We start from the raw sequence: 22,595 nt of genomic DNA on the forward strand, positions 1-22,595 counted from the left end.
TCTCTTATTCGGTAAGGACGCGGATCGACCGCGCCTGAAGGTGGATATCGCCCCACTCGCAACTCATGTCGAAGCGGGTGCCTTCAATATTGAAGGAATGGATTGCAAAGCGGCGGTTGGTTCCGCCCGCTTCGCCTTCGGCACGTTCCAAAGTCAGCTTGGTAATACCCGCAAACTTCAGTGCACCAGGGTGGAAACAGCCTTCTTCGTCGACGCCGGGGGCTTCATAGTCCACGTGCGCCGGATCGAGGCAGAAATCCATGTCCAGCGTCAGTTCGTCATCGTTGATGATCACACCGAGAAGAACGCTCTTCTCGATGTCGATGTTCTCGAACCGGCTGGCGATGGATTTCCCCACGAGGCCTAGCCAGCCTTGCCCACGTATTCGCGATCGTAGACGTTCACGACAATGCGCGTGCCGCTTTCGATATGCGGCGGAACCATGACCCGTACGCCATTTTCAAGCACGGCCGGCTTGTAGCTGGACGAGGCGGTCTGCCCCTTCACCACTGCATCGGCTTCGACGATGGTGGCCTCGATCTGTTCGGGCAACTGAACGCTGATCGGCTTTTCTTCCCAGAGTTCGAGCGTGACGGTCATGCCATCTTCCAGGAAGGGGCGCTCGTCGCCCAGCAGGGCGGCATCGAGGTTGATCTGTTCGAAGCTTTCCTGATCCATGAAAACCAGGTGGGGGCTGTCTTCGTAAAGGAACTGGTATTCCTTCGTGTCGAGACGGACCTTCTCCACCGTGTCGGCGCTGCGAAAGCGCACGTTGGTTTTGCGTCCGTCCTGCAGGTTCTTCATTTCAACCTGCATGTAGGCGCCGCCCTTGCCCGGCTGGGTGTGCTGAATCTTGGCTACTTTCCAGATTCCGCCTTCGTATTCGATGATGTTGCCCGGACGAATGTCCACGCCGCTGATCTTCATGGGGAAGCTACCTTCGACTTGTAAAAGAGCGTGCCAGCCCGTGCGGGTGGCTTTGTGCGCCGCGCGCCTTAGCCCAGTGCGCCGCATCGGGCAAGGCGAGTGGAAAATCTGCGCCGCAGGTGTTATATGCATGCCGGACGGTAGACATGACAAAAACGAAACCACTTCTGATGACCTTTGCTGCCTTGGCGGCGCTTTCAGCACCCGTGGCTGCGCAGGGCCGGCTCGCGTTGCTGGAACGCGGCGAATATGTGTGTGCCCTTCCCGGGGATGCTACCGGTGCCGCCTGGATCGAGCAGGAAAACCGTGGCTTCTCCATTACCGGCGGCTCCAGCTATGAAACCAGCAAGGGGACCGGCACCTATCTGATGGAGGGAAAGCAGGTTATCTTCACCCGCGGGCCCCTGAAAAGCGTCAAGCTGATGCTGCTGAGTTCCGGGCTGCTGCAGGAAGTCGGGCGTGACGGCAAACTCGGCCGTTTGCGTTGCCACCGCGCTGGACCGCTGCCCGACTGAACTATTCGCCGATCAGCATCGGATAGGGGTTCAGCGCGTGGGCGGGTTCCCACCATTCGGCATCCGGTGTCGTCTGCAGGATCGCGAAATGCAGATGCGGGGCTTCATCGGACGCGTTGCCCGTGCTCCCCACCGTGCCAATTCGCTGCCCACGCCGCACACGCTGGCCCTCCTTCAGGCCTTCCGCGTACTGATCGAGGTGGGCGTAGTAATAGATCGTTTCGCCATCGGTCGACCGCACATAGATCGTGTTACCGCCAGCGTCCGATTTGAAAATTTTCTCTACCTCGCCCGGAGACGCCGCGACGACCGTGGTTCCCTTGGGCGCCATGATATCGATCGCTTCGTGAAGCCGTTCCCCGCCGCCGCGTGAATCGCTGTAGGTATCGGTCAGATCGGTTGGACGGACATTCAACACCGGAACCAGCAGACTGTTCTGACTGCCCGGCGCAGGCGCCATCGCACCCATCTCATCGAGCGGAGCGGCAACCTGCGTTTCCGACAGCCCCGCTGACGCACCGACATTGGCCGATGGTGAGGGACTGGGCGCCGCGTCAGCCGGACGGGTCGTTTCCAGCTGACTCGCGCTGTTCGCATTTTCGATCAGCGTCCCCCCCGCCACGATCCAGACTGCGCTGGTGGCCGTGGCGGTGACGACGATAGTGAGTATCCGGTCGATGAATGTCATGGGTTTCAGCCTAGCGCGTCAGGCTTCGAAAATCACCTGCGTATCGGTGGACACCATCTGGGACAGGCGCGCCGCATCCCAATTGGTCAGGCGAACGCAGCCGTGGCTCTGCGTGCGGCCGATGGTTTCAGGCTCGGGAGTGCCATGGATGCCGTAATGTTCCTTCGAAAGGTCGATCCACACTACCCCGACCGGACCATTGGGACCGGGAGGGAGCATCTGCTTTTCTTCATCGTCGGACACGTCCCAGAACAATTCGGGATTGTAGGCGAACGGCGTGTTGCGCGCGACGCCAAGAATTTTCCATTCGCCAATCGGCAGGGGATCGTTCTTGCTTCCGGTCGTGACGGTGAACATGGCCACCAGCTTGTCGTCCGCATCGAAGGCTTTCAGTGTGCCGGCCTTCTCGCTCACAACGATCCTGGTGACTTCGGCCTGTTCGGTACCGACACCCAGAGATGCGAGCGTTTTCTGCCAGTCGCCCTTTTCTACCTTACCCGGCGCAATCCGGTCTGCACCGATATTGGGAACGCGGATTTGCCGCCCTGCGGTGAAGAAGCTGTCGTTATTGGGGGTCGGGGTAAACCCGTCCTCGGCATTCTGCGCGGCACCGGACTTGGCAGGCGTGGGCGTGGCCGATGCGGTCGCGCGCTTCGCAGGGCCGGTTGTCGATGCACCACCCTTCATACCGGCAGGCACTCCTCCGGGATTCAGCTGCTTGAGAACATCGACCGTCGTATGGAATCGTTCTGCCAGCTTCTCGTCAAGCGAGGTGTAACCAAGACGCTTCATCTTCGCCTGATCTGCCGGGCTATCGGGCATTTCGTAAAAGGTTTCGGTCGACCAACTGGCCGGAATGGTCACGACGCGTGTTGCGGGGATATCCCGCCATTGCTCCAGCGCGGACCTTGTCTTCGTATCGAGCTTGCCGGTGATTTCCAGCTTGTTGGCTTCCTGAAACCCGCGCAGCGCGTTTTCGGTGCTCAAGCCCATCTTGCCGTCGATCACACCGGGACCGAACCCGCGCCTGTCGAGAACCACCTGGGCCTGCATGACCGGTCGATCTTCCGGATCGGCGATCGTGTCGGCGGATCCTGGCATCGCGTCGCCCTTGCCATAGGCGGCATCGTTCGATGCCATCGTATCGGCAAGATTGTCATCGCCGTAGGTTTCGTACCCATACTCGGAACCACTATCGGCGGTGGCGGCGATATTGGTCTCGGCGGCGTCGTTGTCCTGTCCGGACATTCCGCAGGCGGCGAGGGCCAGAAGCGATACGGTGGCGATGAAATTGCGCATGAAGGTCTCCCTGAAATACGGGACGCGACCCGCCCCTCTTCAGGTGACACAACTCACGCGGCGGCGATTTGCTCCGAAAATGCTTTTACCGCCGCCACTTCGTCGCCGTTCCAGACTGCGCCCGACACTGCCAGGAAGTCCGCACCGGCCTTGATAAGCGGGCCACAATTGGCCGGGGTAATCCCGCCTATGGCAACACACGGCAGTTCGAACACCGCGCTCCACCATTCGAGAATCTCGACATCGGGGCGATGCTCGGTTTCCTTGGTTGACGAGGGGTAGAACGCGCCGAACGCGACATAATCGGCACTGGCTTCACCTGCTTCCATCGCGAAGTGCTTTGACGCGTGACAGGTGATGCCAATCTGTGCGTCGGGCCCGAGTTCTTCGCGCGCCTGGCGCGGGTCGCCGTCGTCCTGCCCCAGGTGCACGCCGTCCGCCTGCAGGCGCTTCGCCAACGCGATATCGTCGTTTACGATGAACGCGACATCGCGGGCCGCGCAGATGGCCTGCAACGGCTCGGCCAAACGGGCGGCATCGTGCTGGTCCAGCCGTTTCACACGGAACTGGAAGGCCGTGACAAGGCCGGGACCCGCATCGAGAGCGCGTTCGAGCCGCTGGGGAAATTCGCCCGACACGTCGAGCGGCGAGATAAGATACAGTTGGCAATCGGTCATCGCTGCGCTCCGTATCGACCTGCGCGCGTTTCGTCACGCATTCAGATTGCGGCAAGCCTGGTGCGCGCTATCAGCGAGCGATGAACCGGACTGCAAAAACGCTCGCCGCGATCGCATTTCTCGCCCTGCCCCTTGGCGGATGCGTCGTCGTACCCGATTCGCCCAACGTCGAAGGCAGGCCTTGGGCGCAGGGAACTCCCGTCCCACTTGGCCAGCCCGTGCTGGTTGGCGATGTCGCGGTAACCGCGAAACGGATCGTCGAAGACAGCCGCTGCCCCATCAACGCCCGGTGCGTCTGGGCGGGCCGCCTGATCGTGGAAACGCGCATCGATGGTGCGGGCTGGCGCGATACCGCCAACATCACCTTGGGCGAATCCTATGGAACGCACGGGCAGGTCGTAGCCCTTGTCGATGCCGGTCCCGACAAGATGACCAGCCCGGAACTTCAGTCGGGCCAATACCGCTTCACATTTGCGGACGCCAAAGACCCCGGCTAACGGGGTGCGCTAGCTGACGCTGGCGGCGTGGATCTGGTCAATCGCGCCCGACAGGGTTCCGTCGAATTCGGAATCGTTTTGCGTGGCCCGCAGGTCCTGCAACAGGCCGCGGCTGAAACTGGCGATCATTCCAGGGTTCCTGGCCAGTTCGGCGCAGGCCTCGTCGGTCGAATACCCTCCGGAAAGCGCCACTACGCGCAGAACCTTGGGATGCCGCGTCAGGCCGGCGTAAAGCCCGGCTTCCTTCGGGATCGAAAGCTTCAGCATGACTTGCTGACCTTCGGGCAAGGTGTTCAGCCCTTCCTCAATGGCGGCGAGCATGATCTTTTCGCCTTCCGCACGGTCCGCCGCGGTAATGTCGTATTCCGGCTCCAGCATCGGCATTAGGCCGCTGGCCAGGATCCGCGCGCCTTCGGCAAATTGCTGGTGAACGGCTGCCTTAATGCCTGCTGGATTGGCGGATTTGATGACCGAACGCATCTTCGTTCCGAACACGCCGAGTTCGCGAGCACGGGCGCACATGCTCTCAAGCCCCGGGTTGGGCTTCATCAATTGTGCGCCGTCACGTTCGTCCTCAAGCCCCTTATCGACTTTCAGGAAAGGGACAATCCCGCGTTCCATCAGCCGCGCCGGAACGCTCTTGCCGCCGCTGTCGCCTTCCATCGTCTTTTCGAACAGGATTGCGCCAATGACCTTGCCGTTGCCGAAGCACGGGCTTTCGATGATGCGCTGGCGCATTTCGTGGATCAGGCCGAACATTTCGTCCTCGGTCGTCCACGCATCATCGGTAACGCCGTAACCCTGCAGCGCCTTGGGGGTCGAACCGCCCGATTGGTCGAGAGCGGCGATAAAGCCCTGTCCTTCGGCAATCCGCGCCTTCATTTCATCGAAAGTCATAGCAAAACCCCATGTGCGTGCATTCGTATGCGCGGCCACATAACGCGGCGATTTCGCACCTGCAACAGCGTGGGGCGAAACTTACTCAGAATTTCGGGTGGTGCATGCCTTCGGGAACAGCCGCTTTCGCGGGGTCGGCAAGATCAGCTGCGGCGCACCTTGCGGATGATCCCATTGAAGCTCAACACCGGTGCGCCATCGGCTGTGACCATACCGACCACATACAGTGTCTTGCCGCCCGCGCGGACAACTTCGCCGCGCGCCTCGATAAGCTGGCCGACGCGCGCGGGATCGAGGAAATCGCCCGCCAGGTGCATCGTCACCCCGTGCGAACCTGCAAGCGCTTCGGTCGCGATCGTGAACAGCGCGCTGTCCGCAAATGTCATCAGGCACCCGCCGTGCATGAAGCCAGCGCCATTCATATGGCGTTCTTCAGCGCGGAATGCGGTTACGAAGCTGCCGTCGTGGTCGCGGCGTTCGAAGAACGGGCCGGCACGCTGCTCGAAGGCATCGCCCTTCCAGGTCGACCAACCGCTCCACTCGCCCTGCGTGATCGGAACAAGCCCGCCCGTCGAGCCGACCGCTTCGTTTTCACTCATTTGACGAGCGCTGCGACGCCGGGCAGTTCCTTGCCTTCCATCCACTCGAGGAAGGCGCCGCCTGCGGTCGAAACAAAGGTGAAATCGTCCTTCGCCCCGGCGTGCGCAAGGGCGGCGACCGTATCACCGCCACCGGCAACCGATACGAGCGATCCGTCCTGGGTCAACGCGGCCGCCGTGCGGGCCAAGGCGACCGTTGCGGCATCGAACGGCTCGGTCTCGAACGCGCCAAGCGGTCCGTTCCAGACAAGCGTTCGGCATGTCTTGAGGACATCGGCCAGCGCCTCGACCGCCAGAGGACCAACATCGAGGATCATTTCATCCGCTTCGACTTCGTGGACATTGCACGTCCGCAGGCTGGCGGGATTGGCGGCGAATTCCTTGGCCACGACAACATCGTAAGGCAGATGCACGGTGCACCCGGCGTGACCCGCTTCGTCCAGAATCCGGCGGGCCGTGTCGGCAAGGTCATGTTCGCACAGCGATTTGCCTACATCGATGCCCTTGGCGGCAAGGAAGGTGTTGGCCATGCCGCCACCTATTATGAGGTGCTGGACCTTGCCCACGAGATTGGTGAGCACATCGAGCTTGCTCGACACTTTCGCGCCGCCAACGACTGCGGCGACCGGCTGCTCGGGATTTCCCAGCGCCGCGTCGAGCGCCTTGAGTTCCGCTTCCATCGCCCGGCCCGCGTAGGCAGGCAGAAAATGCGCCAGCCCTTCGGTCGTTGCATGGGCGCGGTGCGCGGCGGAAAAAGCGTCGTTCACGTAGAAGTCGCCGTGGGCGGCAATGGCCCTGGCAAAATCCGGATCGTTTGCCTCTTCACCCGGCCAGAAGCGCACATTGTCCATCAGCCCGATGTCGCCATTGCCGAGTATGCCGATGGATTGCTCAACCACGGGGCCGCTGACCTCGGGGATGAACATGATCTCACGGTTGAGCACACGCTCCACATCGCCCTGAACCATGCTGGTGCTCATGGTCGAATAACGCTTGCCCGCAGGGCGCCCGAAATGGGCGAGCAACAGAACCTTGGCGCCCTTGTCGGCGAGTTCGAGGATCGTAGGCATCGCTGCCTCGACCCTCGTTACATCGCTTGCACGGCCTTCCTGCATCGGCAGATTGAGGTCGACCCGCACCAGAGCGACCTTTCCGGCGATATCACCAAGGTCGTCCAGGGTTCTGAATTTGCTCATAATACTGCCCTTAAAGGAACTTCGCCATCACTCCGGCGGTGTCGATCATGCGGTTGGAGAAACCCCATTCGTTGTCATACCAGCTGACAACGCGGCACAGCTTGCCTTCCATGACCGAGGTTTCGAGGCTGTCGATCGTCGAACTTGCCGGGTAGTGGTTGAAATCGCTGCTGACGAGCGGCTGATCGGTGTAATCGAGCACGCCCTTCATCGGCCCTTCGGCAGCGGCCTTGAGCGCCGCGTTGAGCTCTTCCTTCGTCGTGTCGCGGCTCGGCGTGAACACCAGGTCGACGAGGCTGACATTGGGTGTCGGCACACGAACCGACGATCCGTCCAGCTTGCCCTTCAATTCGGGAAGAACGAGGCCGACGGCGCGCGCAGCACCCGTGGTGGTTGGAATCATGTTCTGGGCACCGCCACGCGCACGGCGCATATCGGAATGCATCTGATCGAGCATCCGCTGGTCGTTCGTGTAGCTGTGGATCGTGGTCATGAAACCACGCTCGATGCCGACAGTGTCGTGGAGAACCTTGGCCATTGGCGACAGGCAGTTCGTCGTACAGCTGGCGTTCGAAACGATCAGATCGTCCGCAGACAGCGTTTCGTGGTTCACCCCGTAAACGATGGTGGCCGACACGTTGTTGGCGGGGGCCGAAATCAGGACGCGCTTGGCGCCGGCCTTGAGGTGCGGTTCGGCAGCTTCGTGGCTCTGGAAGAAACCGGTGCATTCGAGCGCGATGTCGACACCCTGTGCCGCATGTGGAAGGTTACCCGGATCCCGCTCGCTGGTGACCGCGATCTTCTTGCCGTTCACGGTCATGAAGCCTTCACCGACTTCGACCGTTCCGGGGAAACGGCCATGCGTGCTGTCGTACTGGAACAGCAGGGCGTTCGATTTCGTGTCGGCCAGATCGTTGATGCTGACCAGTTCGAGATCGTGATCGTCACGTTCAAGAATTGCGCGGGCGACCAGGCGGCCGATGCGTCCAAAACCGTTGATTGCAACCTTCGTCGCCATGAGAAAAACTCCTGCTTAACCGTTCAGTTTATTGATGATCCGCGGAACGATACTGTCCGCGGTGAGACCGAATTTCTCGAACAATTCCTCGGCCGGGGCCGATGCGCCGAAGCGGTCGATCCCGACGGCAATCCCGTCACAACCGATGTATCGTTCCCAGCCAAAGGTCGTGCCCGCCTCTACCGACACCTTCAGCGCATCGCGCGGAAGGATATCGGCACGATAGGCGGCGTCCTGTTCATCGAACAATTGCGTGCAGACCATCGAAACGACGTCCGCGCCAACGCCCTGCTTCTCAAGCGCTTCCGCCGCTTCCAGTGCAACGTGGACTTCCGACCCGGTCGCGACCAGAACGACCTGCCTCTTTGCCCCGGCCTTTTTCAGACGATACGCACCCTTCGCACTCAGGCCGATCTCTTCGGGGGAATTGCGCAGCTGGGGCAGATTCTGCCGCGAGAGGGCCAACACGGTCGGACGGTCGCCCTGACGCAATGCGATTTCCCAGCATTCCGCGGTCTCTACCGCGTCCGCCGGTCGCATGACGAGCAGGTTCGGCATCATCCGCAGGCTTTGCACGTGCTCTACCGGCTGGTGGGTCGGGCCATCTTCGCCAAGGCCGATGCTGTCATGGGTCATGACATAGACCACACGGCACTTCTGCAACGCGGAAAGGCGGATCGCCCCGCGACAATAATCGGTGAACACCAGGAACGTGCCGCCATACGGTACCACGCCGCCGTGAAGCGCCATGCCGTTCATGGCGGCGGCCATGCCGAATTCCCGAATGCCGTAATAGATGTAGCGGCCCGAATAATCGTCTGCCGTAAGCGGACCGATACCGCCTGCCTTGGTGTTGTTCGATCCGGTCAGGTCGGCGCTGCCGCCAATCGTTTCGGGCATTTTGACGTTGATCTGACCCAGCGCCATTTCGCTCGCCTTGCGAGTGGCGACCTTCACCGGGTCTTTCATGAGGGATTCGATGTAGCCGTCGAGGCTGAAGCCTTTCGGCAATTCGCCCGCCATGCGGCGCTCGAACTCGGCACGCTGGGGATTACCGGCCAATCTGACCGACCAATCGCCATGTGCCTTTGAGCCACGATCCGCCGTGCCGGCCCAGTCGCCGAGTACTTCCTGCGGAATTTCGAACGGCTTTGCGTCCCACCCGAGCACGTCCCGCGCCTGGGCAATCTCTTCGTCGCCCAACGGCGCGCCATGGGTGGCGCTGGTGCCCTGCTTGTTCGGCGCGCCCTTGCCGATCACTGTACGGCAGGCAACCAGCGATGGGCGCTCGTCTGCAACCGCTTCGTCGATCGCGCGGCGGATATCGTCGAAATCATGACCGTCGCATTCCACGACATGCCAGCCGGTCGCTTCGTAGCGCGCCTTGATGTCCTCGCTCGTCGAAAGGTCCGTCGGTCCGTCGATGGTGATCTTGTTATCGTCCCACAGCACGACCATCCGGCCCAGCTTGAGGTGTCCGGCGATGCCGATCGCTTCGTGGTTGATACCTTCCATCAGGCACCCGTCACCGGCGATCACCCAGGTGCGGTGATCGACGATATCGTCGCCGAATGCCGTGTTGAGATGCCGCTCGGCAATGGCCATGCCCACAGCCATCGCTAGTCCCTGACCCAGCGGGCCAGTGGTCAGTTCAACGCCGTCCAGAAGGAAGTTTTCAGGGTGGCCCGCGCACGGGCTTCCCAGCTGGCGGAAATTGCGGATGTCATCCATCGTCGGGGCCGCGTAGCCGGAAAGATGCAGCAGGCTGTAGATAAGCATCGAACCGTGTCCGGCGCTCAATACGAAGCGGTCACGATCGGCCCAATCGGGGGCCTTGGGATCGTGCTTCAGATATTCGCTCCAGAGGACTGTCGCGACGTCCGCCATACCCATCGGCATACCCGGATGTCCGGAATTTGCCGCCTGCACCGCATCCATCGAAAGGGCCCTGATGGCATTGGCCATCCGGGCCATACGTGCGGTGGGAAGGCTCATGCTGCTGCTCTCCGGAAAATGGCTGATTCGACGCGCGCGCAGCCATCGCGGCTGCGACGCGGCAGGTCAACCCGGACACTTCCCCATGCACAGCGGCGATCCGGCTAAAGCCAGTTATCAACAGGGGGTGGCAAACCTTTGCCTGCACGGGCCAATCTTGGTATTTGAAACCGCAATGGCCACACAACGTATCTCACAGGCGATGGACCGTATCGATCGCGCTTTGGCGCGAATTGAGACCCAAGCCGCGCTGACACGGCATTCTCCTGCGGGCGATACCGCTTCGGGCAGCGCACTTGCCGCACGCCATGAAGCCTTGCGCAGCAGCGTTATCGCTACCGTCGCCCAGCTCGACGCTCTGATCGAAGGGCTCGGGAAGTGAGCGATGTGAAGCTCAAGGTTGGCGGACGCACCTACACCGTTGCCTGCGCTGACGGACAGGAAGCCCATGTCGAACATCTGGCAGGGATCGTGGATTCCAAGCTTGGCGGAATGGGCGGAAACCTGTCCAGTAATGAAGCCAAGAACCTGCTCTTCGCCGCGCTGCTGCTCGCGGATGAGGTTGACGAAGCGCAGAAAACCGCGCCTGCGCCAACGGCGGCACCGGATTTCGATGCCGAACGCCTAGCCGCACAGCTGGACAGGGTTGCCACCGCGCTCGAAAATGCCGCGCAAGTCCTTGAGAGCGGGCAGCCAAGCGCCTAGATAGGCTGCGGCGGTACTGCCCGGCACGAGCTGCAGAATATCCCTGAGGCTATAAGCAATCCTAGGGAGCTGTCCCTTTCCTGGAACACGGGTTCGTCCTGGGAACCGGGAAACACGGCCCCCACCTGACACTTTAGGCGTCAGAGGATTTCACCGGCAACGACCCATGGTGGTTCCGCCACTCCATATTCCGGCAGGCGCCGGGGAACGGCCCCGGCCCGCCCCCGCGCCCGCCCATTGTCCGGCACCAGCAATCCGGACGGAGAGACGAGCCGGTGACCACTGCAAACAAGGATGACCTTCGCAAATCGCTTCGCAAGGCGCGCAAGGTCCATGTGGAACAACTTCCGCAAAGTATGCGCGGGCTGGTTTTCCATCGTCCCCCGGCACCTCTTCTAGACCTCGTCCCTGCAGGCGTCGACATTGGCCTTTACAACGCGACGCCGCACGAAGCGCCCACCACGTCTTACGCGCAATTCCTGTTCGAACGCGGCCACCGGCTGTCCTTGCCGCGCTTTGCCGAACCTAACGGACCGATGGATTTTGCCCATTTCACCGATCCGTTCGACGAAAGCGATCTGGAAATCGGCCCGTTCGGCCTGCTCCAGCCAGATGCGGCAACCGAAAGCCTTGTCCCTGGAATTCTGTTCGTTCCGCTGGTCGGATTCACCGCAGAGGGCGGGCGCCTGGGTCAGGGCGGCGGACATTACGACCGATGGCTGGCAGCCCATCCCCAAACTACCGCGATCGGGCTGGCGTGGGATTGCCAGCTTCTTGATGCCCTGCCGATCGAAGCGCACGACCAGTCGTTGACCGCAATCGTCACACCCACACGCATTTATGGACCGTTCGAATGAGAAACGAGCCCACCTGGCGCATTCCCGTTGGGCTGCTCGGCCTGTTGTTTGCACTGGCGGTCTACGGCCTGGTCATCGCCCGTTACGTGCCCGAGGTAATCGGCACCTGGCCGACTTTGCTGCAAACACTGGTTTACGTGGCGCTGGGGCTTGCGTGGCTGCTGGCGCTTCGCCGGTTCCTCATCTGGATGGAAACCGGCCGCTGGGGGTGATTGCCAACTTCTTCGTCCTCTCCTAGCCTCACGGTTGAGGGAGAGTACCGAATGGCATCAAGTAGCATAGCCTCGTCTATCGAGGTGAATGGGAAGCCGACCGTCTGGATCAAGCTGGCGCATGGCTTTGGTGCGGCAGCCTTCGGTGTGAAGAACAACGGGTTCGATTATTTCCTGCTGCTTTTCTACGGTACCGTCATCGGCCTGGAACCCGGACTGGTCGGGCTGGCCATCCTGATCGCGCTGGTCTTCGACGCCTTGAGCGATCCGCTCGTCGGCTATTGGTCGGACAATCTGCGATCGCGCTGGGGACGCCGTCATCCCTTCATGTATGCCGCGGCCGTTCCGGTGGCGTTGAGCTATTTCCTTCTGTGGAATCCGCCAGACTGGGGCCAGACCGGCTTGTTCCTTTACCTCACCGGTCTCGCGGTGCTGATCCGGACGTTCATCACGTTCTACGAAACGCCGAGTTCAGCCCTTATCCCCGAACTGACGAGCGATTACGACGAACGCACAAGCCTGCAATCCTATCGCCTGTTTTTCGGCTGGTCCGGCGGGAATTTGATGAGCATTCTGATGTTCGGGGTGCTGCTGACCGGTCCCCTCGGGATGCGCGATCCGGATGCGTATGCGACCTATGGCATCATTGGATCGGTGGTGATCTTCGTGGCCATCATGATCTCGGCGCTCGGCACGCACAGCAGGATCCCCTACCTTCATAAACCGCCAGTGCCATCCCAGCGATACAGCGTCAGGCGCATCTTTCGCGAGATGATCGAAACCCTGAGCGAACGCAGTTTTCTTGCCCTGTTCGCCGCTACCATCCTGTTCGCGATCGCGACCGGACTGGCCGCGGCGCTCTCGTTCCTGATGCTCAACTATTTCTGGGGTTTCAGCGAATTCCAGATCTTCATCTGGACCTGCACCGTCTTCTTCTCCGCGCTCCTCGGCTTTCTCATCGCACCGTGGACGGCGAAACGCATGGGCAAGAAGCCGGCCACCATTCTGCTGGGCTTGCTCGCGTTTACGATCCAACCGGCACCTGTCCTTCTAAGGCTGGTCGGCGCGATGCCCGAAAACGGCGATCCGCTGCTGTTCCCGCTCGTGCTGTCCATCAACGTGATCGACCTTGCGCTTATCATCGCGGTGCAGGCGGTCGCCTTCTCGATGATTGCCGACCTGGTGGAAGCCAATCAAGTGAAGACCGGCCGGCGAAGCGAGGGCGTCTATTATGCCGCGATGACGTTCACGCGAAAGACCACGCAAGGCCTGGGCGTGCTTGCCGCGGGCGTCATCCTTTCCGCCATCCAGTTTCCGGAAGGTGCAGACCCGGGGACGGTCGATGCTGAAACCCTCTGGTGGCTTGGCGCACTATACGCCCCTTCATTGCTGGTCCTGTGGTTGGGCGCGCTGTTCTTTGTGGCGCGTTACAAGATCGACAAGGCTGGCCATGAAGAAAACCTGCGCAAGCTTTCCGCACAAGTGCCTGCCGAATGAAACGGGCGCTCGTAATCGGCGGCGTGATCCTGCTCGGCGCAGTCTTCTGGTTCAATCAGCAGGCCGCGGGACAATTCGTGTTCGACCGTGCGGTCAAATCAGCGGTCGGGCGTGATGCCTCCGCCGAACTGCCCGACGGGATTCATGCCTATCTGTGCGGTAGCGGTTCCCCCTTGCCCGATGCCGACCGCGCCGGTCCGTGCATAGCCGTCCTTGCCGGGAAGGACGCCTTCGTGTTCGATGCCGGATCCGGGGCAATCCGCAAGCTGGGCCGCATGGGGTTCCCGATGGAGAAGCTTGCAGCGGGCTTCCTCACCCACCTTCATTCCGACCACCTCGATGGCCTTGGCGAACTGATGCTTCAGGCCTGGATGGCGGGTGGCCGGGATACACCGCTCCCTGTTTATGGCCCCCCGGGGACGGAGCAGGTACTGGCGGGATTCATGCAGGCGTATGCGATCGACCGGGAATACCGCATCGCGCATCATGGGCCGGCGGTCGCCCGGCCAGGCGGGTTCGGTGGGGTTGCCCGCATCCTCGATCCATCCAAGGGAAATATTGCGTGGCAAGCCAACGGCGTGACCATACGGGTCATCGCGGTGGACCATCGCCCCGTGGACCATTCCTATGCTTACCGCATCGAATACGGCGGGCGTGCACTGGTCATCAGCGGCGATACGAAAAGATCAGATGAGCTGGCAGCCTTTGCAAAGGGCGCGGACGTTATGTTCCACGAAGCGTTGAACCCGGCGATGGTCGGCCAGATCGGAAGCGCGCTTGCGGCGCACGGCAACGCCGACGGGGCCAAAATCATGGCCGACATTCCCGACTATCACGCTTCGCCGGAAGAGGCCGCAGAAGTGGCTCAGGCCGCGGGGGTCAAAGCGCTGGTGCTCTATCACCTGGTTCCGGCACCGCCGATAGCGCTGGTCGGCAAGGCATTCCTGGGCAAGGCCGAGGATCAGTTCGAAGGGGACCTGCGCCTCGGCAACGACGGAATGCTCGTCAGCCTGCCCACAAGGGGCGAGGCTGTTGAGTTCGACGATCTGCTCTAGAAACTTCCCAAGTGGCGCGAGTGACGGGGCTCGAACCCGCGACCTCCGGCGTGACAGGCCGGCACTCTAACCATCTGAGCTACACCCGCTTGAAGCGTTGCACCGCTTGGGAGCCGGGCCACTAAGGCAGGGTCCGATTCCTGTCAATGGAATTTCGGGACCTTTTTTAGGCAATTTGCGACATTGCCCGATGTCGTCCCGATTGTGGCCGGATCGGACCGCTCGGTGCCGTTCATGCAAACTTTATTGCGCACAAAAAAGCGCCGCGAAATCGTGTGATCCCGCGGCGCTTTTGGAACCGATACGAGGGCTTCGACGCATTAGCCAACCAGGATGAGCGCCGGACTTTCGATGAGCTTTTTCAAGGCCTGGACAAAGCTGGCGGCATCCCAGCCGTCCACGACCCGGTGATCGCAGCTGATCGAGATATTCATCAGCTTGCGTTTTTCGATCCGTTCGCCGCCCTGTCCGTCGCTCACGAACATCGGGCGTTCGATTATGCGATTGGGACCAATAATGGCGACTTCCGGGCGGTTGATCACCGGCGTTGTCGCAACCCCGCCCAGTGGGCCGAGCGAAGTAACCGTCAGGGTGCCGCCCTGCATTTCTTCCTTCTTCGCCGTGCCGTTTCGCGCGGCATCGGCCAGCCGGACGATTTCGTTCGCAAGCTGCCACAGGTTCTTTGCCTGCGCATCCTTGATCACCGGCACCATCAGCCCCGCATCGGTCTGGGCGGCCATGCCCAGATTGACTGAACCGTGCCGTGTCACCACGCCGGCTTCGTCGTCATAGCGGGCGTTGATCATGGGGAAGTCCGGCAAGGTCTTGCAGATTGCCGTGATCAGCATTGGCAGGATGGTCAGCTTGGGCTTGTCACCACGGTTGGCGTTGAGCTGCGCCCGAAGATCTTCGAGCGCGGTGACATCACATTCCTCAACATAGGAGAAGTGGGGAATGTTGCGCTTGGACGCAGCCATATTCTCGGCAATGCGCCGCCGCATTCCGATGACCTTCACCACTTCATCATTCCGGCTCGGTGCAGCCGCACCGTATCCGCCCGTGTAGGACAGGAAAGCGTCGAGATCGCCATGCCGGATACGGCCATCTTCAGCCGGCTTCACCTGCGCCAGGTCGATGCCAATATCCCTGGCGCGCTTGCGAACCGCCGGGGTGGCGAGGACTTTGGCGGCGTGGGAGGGCTTAGGCGCCGGTGTTGGTGCCGGAAGCGGTTCGGGCTGCGGATCGGCGGCCAGGGCATCATCGGCATCGCTGGCGTCGGATGTTTCCACCTCGATACGCTCCTCCACCACATCGGCCTTCGGTGCAGGCGCAGGATGCATATCTTCCGGAGCGTCTTCCGGCGCTTCGCCTTCGACATCGATCACGACCAGCATCGAGCCGATCGAAACCATTTCGCCTTCGGCCCCTGCAATCTCGAGGATTTTGCCGGTCACGGGGCTTTCCATCGGGACGGTGGCCTTGTCGGTCATCATGTCGACGAATTCTTCGTCTTCGTTGACCGTGTCGCCGACCTTCTTGTGCCACTGCACAATCTCGGCCTCGGCGATGCCTTCGCCAATATCGGGCATGCGGAAGGTGAATTTCGCCATGGGACTCAGTCCTTGAGAATCTTGTCGAGGGCCTCGCCGATGCGGACAGGGCCAGGGAAATAGGCCCATTCGAGGCTGTGCGGATAAGGGGTGTCGAAACCGGTCACACGTTCGACCGGTGCTTCTAGATGGTAGAAACACCGCTCGGTCACGAGCGCGGAGAGTTCCGCCCCGAACCCTGCTGTGCGGGTGGCTTCGTGGACAATCAGGCAACGGCCGGTTTTCTGTACCGATGCCTCGATCGCTTCGATATCGAGCGGGACGATCGTGCGCAGGTCGAGGATATCCGCCTTCACGCCCTTTTCGGCGCAGACGGCTTCGACGACATGCACCATCGTGCCGTACGCCAGGATCGTGAGATCGTCGCCTTCGGTCGCGATACGCGCCTTGCCCAGCGGGATCTTGTAATAGCCTTCCGGCACCACGCTCGCATTGAACCGCTTCCACGGCTGGACGGGCTTGTCGTAATACCCCGAAAACGGTCCGTTATAGATGCGCTTGGGTTCGAAGAAGATGACCGGGTCGTTGTCCTCTATGCACGAGATCAACAGGCCCTTCGCGTCATACGGGGTCGCCGGGATGACGGTCTTCAATCCCGAAACGTGGGCAAAGATTGCTTCGGGGCTCTGGCTGTGCGTCTGGCCGCCGAAAATACCGCCACCGAACGGGCTGCGGACGGTCATCGGGGCGATATATTCGCCTGCCGAGCGGTAACGCAGCCGTGCCGCTTCGGAGATCAACTGGTCGAGACCGGGATAGATATAGTCGGCAAACTGGATTTCGGGGACCGGACGAAGGCCATACGCCCCCATCCCCACGGCCACGGCAATGATGCCGCATTCCGAAATCGGCGTGTCGAAAACGCGCGTCTTGCCATGCTTTTCCTGCAAGCCCGCCGTGCAGCGGAACACGCCGCCGAAATAGCCGACGTCTTCGCCCATGATGACCACGTCCGGATCGCGCGTCATCATGACATCGAGCGCTTCGTTGATCGCCTCGATCATGTTGAGGCGCCGTTCGGTGCCTTCGCCGGCGCTGTCCGTGCCGATCACCTCGGCGTCCTGTGCTTCGCCGCTCATAGGTCGAGCCCTCCGGGGAACTTCGTCTCGCGCTCGCGGATCGCCTGTTCGCTCTGTTCCTTGAGGTGCCAGGGCAGCTCTTCGAAAACATCTTCGAACATGGTGCGGAACGGGTGATGCAGACCATGGCCCAGAATGCCGTTGGCTTCCGCTTCCTTGGTCACCTTCTTGACGTACTCGGCAGCATCGACGTCCATCTTCACCTGGCGCTCTTCATCCCATTCACCGATCGCGATGAGATGCTTCTTGAGCCGGTTCACGGGGTCGCCCAGCGGCCATTCCTCGCGTTCCTGCGCGCTTCGGTATCCGGATGGATCGTCAGACGTGGAATGCCCTTCGGCCCGGTAGGTGAAGAATTCGATCAGCGTCGGCCCGGCGTTCGCGCGCGCACGGTTGGCGGCCCATTGTTCGGCCGCGAAACACGCCAGCGCATCGTTGCCGTCGACACGCAGTCCGGCAAGACCATAACCCAGCGCGCGGGCGGCGAAGGTCGTGCGTTCCGAACCGGCAAAACCCGAAAAGCTGGAGATCGCCCACTGGTTGTTGATTATGTTGAGGATCACAGGCGCGTTGTAGACGGTCGCGAAAGTGCAGGCGGAATGGAAATCGCCTTCCGCGGTGCTGCCCTCGCCCACCCAGGTCGCGGCAATGCGGCTGTCGCCCTTGATCGCGCTGGCCATTGCCCAGCCGACTGCTTGCGGCGTTTGCGTGGCCAGGTTTCCGCTGATCGTGAAGAAGCTGTGCTCGCGGCTCGAATACATGATCGGCAGCTGGCGGCCCTTCAGCTTGTCACCCTTGTTCGAATAGATCTGGTTGATCATTTCGATCATGGGATAACCGCGCTGGATGAGGATACCCTGCTGGCGGTAGCTGGGGAAAACCATGTCATCGCCCGCCAGCGCCATCGAAGCGGCAACGCTCGTCGCCTCTTCGCCGGTACATTTCATATAGAAGCTGGTCTTGCCCTGGCGCTGACCGCGGAACATGCGTTCGTCGAAAGCGCGGGTCATCGCCATGTGGCCGAGCATCCTACGCAAGGTGTCGGCATCCAGCTTGGGGTCCCACGGCCCATGCGCCTGATCGTCATCGCCCAGCACACGCACCAGACCGTAAGCGAGGTCGCGCATGTCCTTGGGATCGCATGTTTCATCGGGGCGCGGCTGCGAGCCGGCTTCCGGAATTTCGATATGCGAATAATCGACCGTGTCGCCCGGCCGGAACTTCGGTTCAGGAACGTGCAGCGAAAGCTTGGGACGGTTGCCGCCCTGCCCTGCCGCGTCCCGATCGTCTTCGGGTGTGGGCCTATCGGCCATAAGAAACTCTCCCAGACGCATTCTTACGCGTTGGCGTTATATTATTTCACACGCGCGAAACGGTCAAGAGATGGCCGGATCACACGGCAACGGGCGCCTTTATCGGCCCGTGCGGCGTGTAGTCCCGAACCTCGAAATCCTCAATGCGGTAGTCGAAAATGGTGTCGGGCTGCCGCACGAGATCAAGCCGCGGATACCCTTGCGGTTCCCGCGAAAGCTGCTCCTCGATCAACGCTTCGTGGTTCAGATACAGGTGAGTATCACCGCCCATCCACACGAATTCGCCCGGCTCCAGCCCCGTCTGCTGGGCCAGCATTCGCTGAAGCAAGGCGGCCGACCAAAGATTGAACGGCAGGCCGAGGGCGACGTCACAGCTGCGCTGGTACAACAGTGCGTTGAGGCACCCGTCCGCAACATGAAACTGATACGTCTTGTGGCACGGCGGCAACGCCATCCGGTCGATTTCCGCTACATTCCACCCTTCGATGATGTGGCGGCGGCTGCCCGGATTGGTCCTGAGCGATTCGACCAGTTCGGCGACCTGGTTGATGCCCTCGCCGGGCTCATACAGGCCGTCCTTGCGATAGCGGTAGGTTGGCCAGTCCACCCACTGCTTGCCATATACCGGCCCCAGATCTCCCCACCGCACGGCAAAGGCTTCGTCTTCGGCGATTCGCCGGACGAATTCGTCGAGCGCGATATCTTCGCCCGTTTCCCTGACGTACCGCGCGTGCGGCCAATCATTCCATATCTTCACGCCCTGCAGCACCAGGGGCCGAATGTTGGTGTCGCCCGTCAGGAACCACAACAATTCGCGGGTCGCCGTTTTCCAGTAGACACGCTTGGTGGTGATCAATGGCATGGCCCCACCGGCAAGATCGAACCTCAGCGTCGCGCCGAAGATCGAACGCGTACCTACCCCCGTGCGATCGCGCCGCTCGTCGCCCTCGCTCCAGATGCGCCTCATGAGGTCGAGATATTGCTGTTCGTAATGCGTTTGGGACACGGTCTGCCTTCTGTGCGGCCTTCCATCTCCTCTAGTGTGGTTTTGTCGAAATTGCCTGCTTGCACGTCTGCCAATCCACACCTATAGGCCGCGCCTGCTTCGCACCCGTGAGCTTGTCTTGCGGGCCGATCCGGTCGGGGAGTAGCTCAGCCTGGTAGAGCACTGTCTTCGGGAGGCAGGGGCCGGAGGTTCGAATCCTCTCTCCCCGACCACGATAACCCACTGGAAACAGTGGGTTTTTTCGTATTCAGCGTCCATCTTGGGCGACTTTTCTTGACCTAGTTTTGACCTAGCTTCGGACCTCGCAGCCAAATTCTGCAAGCTAGATCGCACGCATACGTGTCTGAATGAACTAGTTTTTCCTCAAACTCATTCACCGCTGTAATTCGCGCTTGAGACAGAGGTTACAGATCCAACCCGCCCGTCCTGAGCGCTTTTCTTGCCTATTGAGGCAAGGGTCAGACCATGTGCAGAGCGTCGGCCTATATGTCCGAAATGCGCCCCCACTCACATTATTCGCAAAATACTTGCGCAAATATGATATTTCAGACGTCATACAGCGCGGCTTATCCCCAATAATATTTGTTAAATAATCTTCGCCAAATTGACTCTCTGGTGAACGAGAATACTGTGTTCACGAATCGCAACGGGAAAATATTTGGATAAAGAGCATGGCCAAGCCAGACAAACACGAGAAATTTCGGGATCTTGCCGAAAAGCGGACCAACAAGGCGCTTGAGGCGATCTCGCGTATTGGCAATTTATCCAACACCCAGCTCTATCAATGGGAGGACGCGGAGTTACGCAAAATCCTCAAGGCATTGCGCGACGAGGTGAGCAAGGTTGAGGCGCGGTTCGATGCGCCCAATGCAAAGTCTCGCCGTGGATTTAAGCTCTGAAGGGATTGTGGTTGCTATGACAAATTCGATGTCTGTTTCTGCTCTGCGTGTTGATGATCAGGATTTTCTGGTCACTAGCACCATCGATCGTTGCCCTAAGGTGATGATGATCCGAGAGCTTCTGAAGAATGCAATCGAGGCCGCCACCCTTGAAGATGGAGGTGGATTAGTTGAGTTCTCGGTCACTGATGTTTGGGAAACCCCGAAGCTGACTATTTGGAATAGCGGTCCAGGCATGGATGATGAAGAACTGGCAAGGATGACAAATCTTGCCGCTTCAATCGGGAAAGAGAAAGGCTTGGATAAGAACTTCGGAATGGGAGCGAAGGTCGCATCCCTCCCATCGAACCGCCAGGGCCTGCGTTATCGCTCATGCAAAGATGGCAGGGTCCACGAGACCATTCTTTGCGAAAGAGAGGGCGTCTATGGTCGCCTCCGCAGAGAAGACCAAGAGGGCAACGATTTGGGTGATGTCATAGACGTCACTCAGGTCGTCGAGAATGAAGGCTTGAGATCCATTGATCACGATTGGACGGAAGTATGCTTGCTCGGCAACCGTCGAAATCAGAACACAGCTGAAGACCCGTATGACGGTGATCCAAAGCAGAAGAAGTTTTGGCTGGCTAACTACCTATACCACCGCTTCTACCGAACTCCCGATAATGTCGAAATCAAATTGCTTAGTGGCACCCACACAAGGGGTGACGGCACCAGAATGTTTAAGGCCATTCCTGAGAGACGGGAGGCTGGCTTTTTCGCAGACCACGAAACCATCGAACTATCAAATGGGATTCGCATCCACTACATTTATGACGAGCCTCTCGACGGAACATCACACAATCGATCTGTAAGCGGCTCAATTGCATCTAATCTCAGCACCTGCTCTGTAGTCTTTCAGGGCGAGATGTATGACGTCCTTAAAGGGCGCTCGTGGACCCTCGAAGCACCGACGTTTGGTATACCTTTTGGAGCGAAGCACATTTCAATCCACATTGAGCTACCGGACGACTACGAAGTTCGAGCTGACGGATACCGCCAGTTTCTTCGATACATTGATGGGGAGCAATCCCAAGTGGAGGCTAGCGACTTCACCGCAATCGTCGTTGAAAATAGGCCTGAGTGGCTTGTCGAACTTGTCCACTCGATGGCACCAAATACCGGAGATTCGAGTGACGAGATCCGCAATAAGCTTCAAGAGTTCTTGAACCGTTTGCGAGTTCGAGTCGCTTCCCCAAAAACTGATGACGAAGGTGATCTTGACGTCGATGTGGGCTCTGGACGGGGGGCGAGCGCGGGGACACTTGGAGGCAGTGGGTCCGGCACCAAGAGATCGAAACCAGATGACCTAGCTATTGTTGCGACCGGATCGCAAATGGCTCGGCTCGCGCAGAATTTAGAGCGAGCGCCGAAGCTCATCCCTCTCGATGATCTCGAAGAGATAGAAGCTAAGCAAATTGTAGGTCGTGCAGGCCGCTATTATCTCAAGTCAGGCGAGCTTTTCATCAACATGCGATATCCAGCAGTGGATGAGATGTGTGAGATGTTGAGGAAAGAATACGCTCACGCACCAGATCCTGAATTGATGCAGGAAATGGCGCGCGGCCATGCCCGGAATACCATGATCCAAAGGGTTGGATTGGCTGTTGTTTTCGCGCTCGCGAAGAGACTCAATAAGGAGTGGGACGATGTCGCAATGGATAAGGCCTTAGAGCCTGAGAGCCTGAGCCTTCCAGCAGACAACTTCTACGTCTCATTGCAAGATGCCCGGCGGTCGCTTGGTCGTGCACTGAAGTTAAGTCGCATGGGAACGGACTCTGAACAGGAAGAGGCCGAGAGTGAAAATTTTGAGAACGGGCAATCTGCGGTTGCGTGACGCTCAGCCAAAATCACCAAACCTCTTCATATCCTAGCGTCCCTCAATGAGCAAAGTGGCACACATGCAGCGAGCTTCAAGAGCAGTGCGTGTCGATTCAGTTTTGACCTAAACTTGACCTAAACTGACACTAAAAATGTGCTGAAACAGTGCGCTTTCGACGTCCTATAGCAACGAAGAA

General features: G+C 60.0%; 24 protein-coding genes, 2 tRNA genes and 1 other RNA gene. 12 read left to right on the forward strand and 15 right to left on the reverse strand.

The genetic code is table 11. From position 1 onward, the window contains the following. Positions 1 to 4: 4 nt before the first annotated feature. Both VR863_RS06225 and efp read right to left on the reverse strand, forming a co-directional pair. Positions 5 to 358, reverse strand: coding sequence for a hypothetical protein (locus VR863_RS06225; protein WP_324827609.1), 354 nt, complete (start codon positions 356 to 358; stop codon positions 5 to 7). A gap of 5 nt (positions 359 to 363) precedes the next feature. Continuing rightward, positions 364 to 927 carry an elongation factor P gene (gene efp, locus VR863_RS06230; protein WP_324827610.1) on the reverse strand — a complete coding sequence of 188 codons (564 nt, stop codon included), beginning with the start codon at positions 925 to 927 and terminating at the stop codon, positions 364 to 366. Between the two features lie 170 nt (positions 928 to 1,097). On the opposite strand from efp, the gene VR863_RS06235 reads away from it, so the two are divergent. After that, entirely contained in the window at positions 1,098 to 1,442 is a 345-nt protein-coding gene (locus VR863_RS06235) for an elongation factor P (protein WP_324827611.1), read from the forward strand. Between the two features lies 1 nt (position 1,443). Here the strand turns inward: VR863_RS06235 and VR863_RS06240 are convergent, their stop codons facing one another. Genes VR863_RS06240 through thiE form a run of 3 tightly spaced genes read right to left on the reverse strand, consistent with a single transcriptional unit; the run spans position 1,444 to position 4,106 of the window. Further along, on the reverse strand, positions 1,444 to 2,130 hold the full coding sequence (locus VR863_RS06240; protein ID WP_324827612.1) for a M23 family metallopeptidase: 687 nt from the start codon (positions 2,128 to 2,130) through the stop codon (positions 1,444 to 1,446). An 18-nt stretch (positions 2,131 to 2,148) separates the two neighbouring features. After that, a complete protein-coding gene (locus tag VR863_RS06245) occupies positions 2,149 to 3,429 on the reverse strand; it encodes a L,D-transpeptidase family protein (RefSeq protein WP_324827613.1) in 1,281 nt (426 codons plus the stop codon). Positions 3,430 to 3,482: 53 nt separating this feature from the next. Next, entirely contained in the window at positions 3,483 to 4,106 is a 624-nt protein-coding gene (gene thiE, locus VR863_RS06250) for a thiamine phosphate synthase (protein WP_324827614.1), read from the reverse strand. Positions 4,107 to 4,186: 80 nt separating this feature from the next. Between thiE and VR863_RS06255 the strand changes: the two genes are divergently transcribed. Next, positions 4,187 to 4,603, forward strand: coding sequence for a hypothetical protein (locus VR863_RS06255; RefSeq protein WP_324827615.1), 417 nt, complete (start codon positions 4,187 to 4,189; stop codon positions 4,601 to 4,603). A 9-nt stretch (positions 4,604 to 4,612) separates the two neighbouring features. On the opposite strand, the gene VR863_RS06260 is transcribed toward VR863_RS06255, so the two are convergent. The 5 genes from VR863_RS06260 to tkt form a co-directional block, all read right to left on the reverse strand. Then, positions 4,613 to 5,500 (reverse strand): fructose bisphosphate aldolase, encoded by an 888-nt coding sequence (locus tag VR863_RS06260; protein ID WP_324827616.1) that lies wholly within the window; start codon positions 5,498 to 5,500, stop codon positions 4,613 to 4,615. A gap of 143 nt (positions 5,501 to 5,643) precedes the next feature. Further along, complete coding sequence (locus VR863_RS06265) at positions 5,644 to 6,099, reverse strand: PaaI family thioesterase (RefSeq protein ID WP_324827617.1); 456 nt, start codon at positions 6,097 to 6,099, stop codon at positions 5,644 to 5,646. Further along, complete coding sequence (locus VR863_RS06270) at positions 6,096 to 7,295, reverse strand: phosphoglycerate kinase (RefSeq protein WP_324827618.1); 1,200 nt, start codon at positions 7,293 to 7,295, stop codon at positions 6,096 to 6,098. Before VR863_RS06270 ends, VR863_RS06265 begins: the two co-directional genes overlap by 4 nt. Before the next feature lie 10 nt (positions 7,296 to 7,305). Then, positions 7,306 to 8,313 (reverse strand): type I glyceraldehyde-3-phosphate dehydrogenase, encoded by a 1,008-nt coding sequence (gene gap / locus VR863_RS06275; protein ID WP_324827619.1) that lies wholly within the window; start codon positions 8,311 to 8,313, stop codon positions 7,306 to 7,308. Between the two features lie 15 nt (positions 8,314 to 8,328). Further along, positions 8,329 to 10,308 carry a transketolase gene (tkt, locus tag VR863_RS06280; protein WP_324827620.1) on the reverse strand — a complete coding sequence of 660 codons (1,980 nt, stop codon included), beginning with the start codon at positions 10,306 to 10,308 and terminating at the stop codon, positions 8,329 to 8,331. On the opposite strand from tkt, the gene VR863_RS06285 reads away from it, so the two are divergent. The 7 genes from VR863_RS06285 to VR863_RS06315 all read left to right on the forward strand — a co-directional run bounded on the left by VR863_RS06285 (position 10,307) and on the right by VR863_RS06315 (position 14,634). Beyond that, on the forward strand, positions 10,307 to 10,690 hold the full coding sequence (locus VR863_RS06285) for a hypothetical protein (protein WP_324827621.1): 384 nt from the start codon (positions 10,307 to 10,309) through the stop codon (positions 10,688 to 10,690). The genes tkt and VR863_RS06285 overlap by 2 nt on opposite strands. Beyond that, positions 10,687 to 11,013 carry a cell division protein ZapA gene (locus VR863_RS06290; RefSeq protein WP_324827622.1) on the forward strand — a complete coding sequence of 109 codons (327 nt, stop codon included), beginning with the start codon at positions 10,687 to 10,689 and terminating at the stop codon, positions 11,011 to 11,013. The genes VR863_RS06285 and VR863_RS06290 overlap by 4 nt, the downstream gene beginning before the upstream one ends. A 10-nt stretch (positions 11,014 to 11,023) precedes the next feature. Continuing rightward, positions 11,024 to 11,193: non-coding RNA, 6S RNA (gene ssrS, locus VR863_RS06295), on the forward strand. A 95-nt stretch (positions 11,194 to 11,288) separates the two neighbouring features. Next, complete coding sequence (locus VR863_RS06300; RefSeq protein ID WP_324827623.1) at positions 11,289 to 11,870, forward strand: 5-formyltetrahydrofolate cyclo-ligase; 582 nt, start codon at positions 11,289 to 11,291, stop codon at positions 11,868 to 11,870. Further along, entirely contained in the window at positions 11,867 to 12,082 is a 216-nt protein-coding gene (locus tag VR863_RS06305; RefSeq protein ID WP_324827624.1) for a DUF2842 domain-containing protein, read from the forward strand. Before VR863_RS06300 ends, VR863_RS06305 begins: the two co-directional genes overlap by 4 nt. Before the next feature lie 51 nt (positions 12,083 to 12,133). Further along, positions 12,134 to 13,579, forward strand: coding sequence for an MFS transporter (locus VR863_RS06310; protein WP_324827625.1), 1,446 nt, complete (start codon positions 12,134 to 12,136; stop codon positions 13,577 to 13,579). After that, entirely contained in the window at positions 13,576 to 14,634 is a 1,059-nt protein-coding gene (locus VR863_RS06315) for an MBL fold metallo-hydrolase (protein ID WP_324827626.1), read from the forward strand. Before VR863_RS06310 ends, VR863_RS06315 begins: the two co-directional genes overlap by 4 nt. Positions 14,635 to 14,646: 12 nt before the next feature. On the opposite strand, the gene VR863_RS06320 is transcribed toward VR863_RS06315, so the two are convergent. The 5 genes from VR863_RS06320 to thyA all read right to left on the reverse strand — a co-directional run bounded on the left by VR863_RS06320 (position 14,647) and on the right by thyA (position 19,642). Beyond that, positions 14,647 to 14,723, reverse strand: a tRNA-Asp gene (locus VR863_RS06320). Between the two features lie 231 nt (positions 14,724 to 14,954). Next, the gene (locus VR863_RS06325; RefSeq protein WP_324827627.1) at positions 14,955 to 16,244 is read right to left on the reverse strand and encodes a dihydrolipoamide acetyltransferase family protein; all 1,290 of its coding nucleotides are present in this window, start codon (positions 16,242 to 16,244) and stop codon (positions 14,955 to 14,957) included. A 5-nt stretch (positions 16,245 to 16,249) separates the two neighbouring features. Further along, positions 16,250 to 17,248: an alpha-ketoacid dehydrogenase subunit beta gene (locus VR863_RS06330; RefSeq protein WP_324827862.1), complete on the reverse strand. Its 999-nt coding sequence runs from the start codon at positions 17,246 to 17,248 to the stop codon at positions 16,250 to 16,252. Between the two features lie 71 nt (positions 17,249 to 17,319). Then, positions 17,320 to 18,636 carry a 3-methyl-2-oxobutanoate dehydrogenase (2-methylpropanoyl-transferring) subunit alpha gene (locus VR863_RS06335; RefSeq protein WP_324827628.1) on the reverse strand — a complete coding sequence of 439 codons (1,317 nt, stop codon included), beginning with the start codon at positions 18,634 to 18,636 and terminating at the stop codon, positions 17,320 to 17,322. A 79-nt stretch (positions 18,637 to 18,715) separates the two neighbouring features. Then, positions 18,716 to 19,642, reverse strand: coding sequence for a thymidylate synthase (gene thyA / locus VR863_RS06340; RefSeq protein ID WP_324827629.1), 927 nt, complete (start codon positions 19,640 to 19,642; stop codon positions 18,716 to 18,718). Positions 19,643 to 19,777: 135 nt separating this feature from the next. Here thyA and VR863_RS06345 point away from each other — a divergent pair. From VR863_RS06345 to VR863_RS06355, 3 genes are all read left to right on the forward strand, one after another. Further along, positions 19,778 to 19,854, forward strand: a tRNA-Pro gene (locus VR863_RS06345). Positions 19,855 to 20,313: 459 nt separating this feature from the next. Continuing rightward, positions 20,314 to 20,541: a hypothetical protein gene (locus tag VR863_RS06350; protein WP_324827630.1), complete on the forward strand. Its 228-nt coding sequence runs from the start codon at positions 20,314 to 20,316 to the stop codon at positions 20,539 to 20,541. Beyond that, a complete protein-coding gene (locus VR863_RS06355; RefSeq protein WP_324827631.1) occupies positions 20,510 to 22,414 on the forward strand; it encodes an ATP-binding protein in 1,905 nt (634 codons plus the stop codon). The genes VR863_RS06350 and VR863_RS06355 overlap by 32 nt, the downstream gene beginning before the upstream one ends. Positions 22,415 to 22,595 lie beyond the last annotated feature (181 nt).

Source organism: Qipengyuania zhejiangensis (genome assembly GCF_035607565.1).
Classification (GTDB): Bacteria; Pseudomonadota; Alphaproteobacteria; order Sphingomonadales; family Sphingomonadaceae; genus Qipengyuania; species Qipengyuania zhejiangensis.